Below are 5,055 nucleotides of genomic sequence, written 5' to 3'. Positions count from 1 at the left end.
GCGTTCCGGTAATGTTGTACTTCTGGCCGAATTCCCGGTTGCGCTTGAGCGAATTCACATCGCAGTCGGCTTGAGGCGGGGTCGTGCTGCGCGTCATCCAGTCTGACCATGTCTTGGCTTTGTCGGCGGCGCACCAGATGTTGCGGGACTTGATGGTCGAATCCTGGCCCAGCACGGGGTAGAGAAAAACGTAGACCGTGACATTGCTAACGTTGGCCATCTCTAGTTCAAAGCGTTTGCAGTAGCCGCAGTTGGGATCTTCGAATATGGCCAGCTTGCGCGCGCCGTCCCCGCGAACGATCTTGAAGGCATCTTCCACAGGTAGCTTGTCAAAATCAACGACGCTCAGTTTCTCGACCCGCTCCTCCGTCAGGTTCCTGCGGGTCTGCGTGTCCAGCAGGCTGCCGCGCAGGAGGTAGCGGCCTTGCTCGTCGGTATAAAAAATATCAAAACCGACCCGCACTTCATAGAGACCACGGATGGGTGTCCTGCTGACCTCATCGATTTTTGTCGAGGCCGGCATTTTTTCAACAAGGTTTTTGCGAATGACCGCTTCCTGCGCAAATGCCGAAGCAAGGAAGAGCGCCCCAAAACCGAGTAGAGCAACTCTTTTCAAAATATGCATGTGGAACCTGATTCGTTGCTTGCGTTTTGTTGCAATGAGTTTAGCGTGCAAGACCTTATCTGGATGGCGTTTCTCCTCCTGCAAATAGGGGTTGTGTCGTTTTCCGAGCACGTGTCTTGTCTTTGACTTAGCTGTGATCACTTAAGTTGTCATTTTTCAGGCGAGCATTTAAAGAGATGAACACCATTTGCTAGTGCGCATTTTTTTATCTGTTGTCTTTAAGTGAACGACTCATTTATTTCATTTATTGAGCATGCAGATCAAGCGGAGTTGGCATTACATTCGCTCTGAATGTAAGCGGTCTCGGGCCGACAAAAAAATGGGAGTGAGGGATGGGATTGCCATACAGCTGGTTTGCGTTAGCACGTTTGCGCGACGCTCGTATAGCGCGTCCGCTGTTGTTGGCGGCAGGTACGACAAGGCCTCACTGGACGTTGTCGCGGGCTCCGAGGCTCGGAATTTACCAGCTCATCGCTTTGGCATGCGGGCAGCTTTTTCATGCGCTCTTGCGAGTGATGGAAAAACGTGCTTTTACCCATGCACCGCTTGCCGTCTTAATGCGGGTGATCACAAAGCGCAATTTTCGTGATCATTGCGGTTCCGAAGGCCGCATGGCCCATCTTTATCGCTTAGGCGCTGCCGTTCTGCTAGCTCTGATGCTAGCGGTAGTCTGGATCCCTGTACGTGCGTTCGCACCTACCTCCCAGCCTGTGCCTCCGGCCGACCTCGCGGAATGGACCGCTTATCAGATGCACAACTGCATCCCTCTGCCTCCCGATCCGGACCATACCTCCTGCAGCGGGCCGAAGGTGGGCTCTGGCGTGTATTCGGGTGGATATGTGATCATGCGGACCAGAGATTTGGGAACTGATGTTTATGCGTACTATCCGTTTGCAACGGTACTCAGCTGCCCTCTAAGCGCTAAATTGGAGGGTGGGGAGTGCGTCTGTAAACCTCCTTCGACCGAGAATGCTGCGCACACTTGCGATCTGCCGTCTCCGGCGGCGATCTCGGTTCCTGTGCAGGTTGCACCCATACCCGAGAAATGCGATTGCGATGGAACGAAGACCCCCAAGCCGATCATTCCGGCGACAGGCGAGAAAATCCTGGCGCAACCCGACTACACAGGGCAAGGCGCGGACGCGCTCAGCCTGGTGCGGCATTACCGAAGCAGTTGGGCTGGCAACACAGACAGAGACCTGGCAGTCAATCCCGGACTGACCCGCGCTTGGTCGCACAACCATGCCATCTCGATCAAGCAAGAAGGCACGGCCGGCACCGCAGGCAGTGTCGCCCGGATCATCTTCGGCGACGGCAACGTAAGCACCTTCAGTTGGAATGTCACCACCAGCAGTTGGGATGCCGGCAACAGCGCCGACAGCCTGACCGCCAACACCACAGGCCTTGTCTATAAACGCCTGGACGACGACAGCCTGTGGCAGTTTGATGCAGCAGGCAAGCTGCTCACCGTAACCCAGCGCAACGGCTGGATCAATACCTACACCTACAGTACCAGCAGCAGTGCGAGTGTCCCGGCAGCCAATCTGCTGGTCTCGGTCAGCAACCAGTTCGGCCGCAGCTTGAGCTTTGCCTATAACGGCGCCAGCCAATTGGTGCGCGTGACCGCCAGCGACGGCCAGGTCGTCACCTATACCTACGACGGCACCACAGTCATCTCGCATCTGACCACTGTCAGCTATCCAGGTTTGAACGGCAGCACCGTCACCCGCAGCTACCACTACGAGAACGCCACTTACATCCAGATGGTCACCGGCATCACCGACGAGCGGGGAATCCGGCTGGCCACCATTACCTACGACAGCCAGGGCCGCGCCATCAGCAGCGGTTATGCCGGTGGTGCCGATCTGTACACGGTGAGCTATGCAACCGGCGCAGCCACGGTGACCGACCCCTTGGGCACACAGCGCACCTACAACTACAGCACCAACAAGGGCCAACTGGCCGTCACCGGAGCAGACAAGCCAAGCGGAACAGGTGCCCCATCCGCGGCCAGCCGGGTGCAAGACGCCAATGGCTTCATCACCCAGGAAACCGACTTCCTGGGCGTGAACACTCTGTACACCTGGGACATCAACCGGCACTTGCCATTGACGACGACCAGATCAGCGGGCCTGCCCGAAGTGCAGACCACCACCACACAGTGGCATCCCASATTCAGGCTGCCGGTGCTTGTGACCGAAGCGGGAAGAACTACCGCCTATACCTACGACACACAGGGCAACAAACTCAGCCAGACCGTCACCGACACCGCGACAAATGTAGCCCGGACCATGAGCCAGACGTATGTCGCCAGCGGAAGTGCAAAAGGTCTGGTGGCCACCCAAAGCACCAACAGCATCGTCCAGCAGACCTATGCCTACTATGGCGCTACCAGTTTCAGCGGCACTGAAAGCAACATCGATCCAGAGCTGAGTCACGTCAGCCTGCTGTTGAATGGCGCCGGTATTCCTGGCTCGATCATCGTAGACAGCAGTCCGTCGCCTAAGCCATTGACGAGACTGGGTAACGCGCAAATCAGTGCAGCCCAGAGCAAGTTTGGCTACAGCTCCATTTACTTTGATGGAAACAGAGCGTCCGTGAGTACACCACCATCAGCGGACTTCCAGTTTGGCTCCGGGGACTTCACGGTTGAATCCTGGGTGTATCAGACAAACCGCAACACGGGGTCATATTGGGCCTACCAACAGGTTGTAGGGCAGTACCAAGCGGCCGCGAACTCAGACGTTAGCTTCGTACTGCTCGCTGCTGACGGGTATCCTCGAGCCGCGTTCTGGTCGGGTAACGCAGTGACAGCGGACATCAACGCAGCAAATCCGTTGCCCTTGAACACCTGGGTGCATCTGGCCGYGGTGCGCAGTGGCAATCTGGTGACCCTCTACGTCAATGGCGTGAGCGCCGGTTCTGCAGCCTTGACTACCAGTCTCGACGTTTCTAACCGGAACGTCACGGTAGGTGCGGACATTGATCGGCGAATAGGCTGGAGCGGCTACCTCTCCGACCTGCGGATCACCAAAGGCGTGGCGCGGTACACCGCGAACTTCACGCCACCGGTACAGGCATTTTCTGATACGGCGCCGGTGATTGACCCGAACGCCACAGGCCACACGGCAGGAGACCTGCAGTCAGTCACCAACGCAGCAGGCCACGTCACGCAGTTCACTTTGTACGACAGGGCAGGGCGAGTGCGGCAGATGGTCGATCCCAAAGGCATCGTCACCGACATGAGCTACACCCCCCGAGGCTGGGTCAGCAGCACCAGTGTCACCCCGCCGGGCGGCGTAGCCCGTACCACAACGTACACCTACGACAACGCCGGCCAGCTAACGGGGGTCGCCATGCCCGACAGCACCACTCTGAGCTACAGCTACGACGCAGCACAACGCCTGACGGGTGTGACGGACGCCAAAGGCAACACCRTCACGTACACCCTGGACGCCATKGGCAACAAGACAGGCGARCAGGTCAAGGACCCCTCGGGCAATCTGCAAAGAAACATCACCCGSGTGTAYGACGCMYTGAACCGGGTCCARCAAGTCACGGGAGCGRGCRATTGAGGGAAATTCAAAGCGACGGCATCGACAAAAGCATCGACAAAAAAATGGCTGCAGGCCACCGAGACGCCAGCACGGAACGCGATTTGTTCGATCAAAGTGCCCTTGGGTATGTCAAACGCCGCACAAAACGTTTCAGTGCTGCGGGTGGCTGCAGGAGATGGCTGCTCTTTGTCCTGGTGCTGCTGTCGTCATGCTTTCCGGTTTCGTCGTTTGCTTCGTTTCCTGCGACTGAGGTCAATACTCACTGTGCCGGCGTATATCCGTGCGTGGACTACGGAAGCGTTGACTTCACAACAGGGGGGGCGCTTTATAGCTACCCCTCCTATGAGGCGGCCTGTCTTGCGGTTCCTGCCAATGGTTCGGCCTGGTCTGTGAACTACAACATGGTCTTCGTCAGTTCCGTTGATTCTCAATGTACGGTAGCTTTGTACCTGAAAAGTAACGGAACTTTCGTTGCCAACTCGGTCTACAGCATGGGGTGGCGCACATTGACCGCGCCCACGTACAGCTGCGCTGATGACGGCGTGCCCTCTGGTTCAAGTTGTACCTGCCCACCCGGCTCCCTTCAGAAAGCGACTAATAACGGCTGTTACCAAAGTGAGACGGTTCAGGTCTTTCGCGATAGGAAGAAGGACGCCCCGAAACCTTGTCCCTGCAACCAGCTCTATCCCTTGACGGGCAGCAAACAGGAGGTCGTCGAAACCGGCGTGAGCATAGGCGGGCAGGCGCTGAACCTTATTTATGACAGCGCCAGGCAAACCGCGGCCACGGCTGCTGCCGTGGCGGTCAAGGATTTCGGCGATGCCCCTTCATTCGGCGCGCAGTGGCTGAGCAGCCTGCACCGCAAGCTGGTCG

The 5,055-nt window shown here is 57.4% G+C and carries 3 protein-coding genes; 2 read left to right on the top strand and 1 reads right to left on the bottom strand.

Annotated features, from left to right (window positions below; all coding sequences use genetic code 11):
- The coding region (locus AC1DWI_RS13540) for a DsbC family protein (protein ID WP_477725010.1) at positions 1 to 625 on the bottom strand (625 nt) is incomplete at its 3' end.
- A 1,019-nt stretch (positions 626 to 1,644) separates the two neighbouring features.
- Between AC1DWI_RS13540 and AC1DWI_RS13535 the strand changes: the two genes are divergently transcribed.
- Together AC1DWI_RS13535 and AC1DWI_RS13530 are read left to right on the top strand one after the other, a co-directional pair.
- Entirely contained in the window at positions 1,645 to 4,200 is a 2,556-nt protein-coding gene (locus AC1DWI_RS13535; RefSeq protein WP_477725009.1) for a LamG-like jellyroll fold domain-containing protein, read from the top strand.
- The coding region (locus tag AC1DWI_RS13530) for a hypothetical protein (protein ID WP_477725008.1) at positions 4,197 to 5,055 on the top strand (859 nt) is incomplete at its 3' end. The genes AC1DWI_RS13535 and AC1DWI_RS13530, both read left to right, overlap by 4 nt.

The organism is Polaromonas sp. P3_C2, assembly GCF_056402675.1.
Note: the sequence above shows the minus strand (reverse complement) of the source record. Positions and strands in the feature narration are given on the sequence as shown.